This window comes from Burkholderia sp. BCC1644 (assembly GCF_902833225.1).
GTDB lineage: Bacteria > Pseudomonadota > Gammaproteobacteria > Burkholderiales > Burkholderiaceae > Burkholderia.
In genome coordinates this window covers 1-685 of the sequence record NZ_CADFEI010000057.1, presented here as the reverse complement: position 1 = coordinate 685, position 685 = coordinate 1, and the positions used below count along the sequence as shown (strand labels likewise).

At 66.6% G+C, this 685-nt stretch carries 1 protein-coding gene; it reads left to right on the top strand.

What is annotated here, in order from left to right; all coding sequences use genetic code 11:
• Positions 1-685 (top strand): NAD(P)/FAD-dependent oxidoreductase (locus HWX87_RS37670; protein WP_176051840.1); only part of this gene is annotated, 685 nt, incomplete at both ends.

The following is a 685-nucleotide window of genomic DNA, read 5'->3' as shown; positions in this document are numbered from 1 at the left end:
TGCACGCGAAGTACACGCTGTTCGCCGAAGGCTGCCGCGGCCACCTCGGCCGCCAGCTGATCTCGAAGTTCAAGCTGGACGCGAACGCCGAGCCGCAGGCGTACGGGATCGGCATCAAGGAACTGTGGGAAATCGATCCCGCGAAGCACAAGCCGGGCCTGGTGATCCACACGGCCGGCTGGCCGCTGAAGTCGGATACGTACGGCGGCTCGTTCCTGTATCACATGGACAACAACCAGGTCGTGGTCGGCTTCGTGGTCGGCCTCGGCTACACGAACCCGTACCTGTCGCCGTTCGAGGAATTCCAGCGCTACAAGACGCACCCGTCGATCCGCGCGTTCCTCGAAGGCGGCAAGCGCGTGTCGTACGGCGCGCGTGCGATCACGGCGGGCGGGCTGCTGTCGCTGCCGAAGACGGTGTTCCCGGGCGGCGCGCTGATCGGCGACGACGCGGGCTTCCTGAATGCCTCGCGGATCAAGGGCAGCCATGCGGCGATCAAGACCGGCATGCTGGCGGCCGACGCCGCATTCGACGCGGTGCAGGCCGGCCGCCAGTCGGACGAGCTCAACGCGTACCCGGATGCCTTCAAGCAGTCGTGGCTGTACACGGAGCTGTACCGCGCGCGCAACTTCAAGCAGTGGATGGCGAAGGGCCTGTACCTGGGCACGCTGATGGTCGGGCTCGA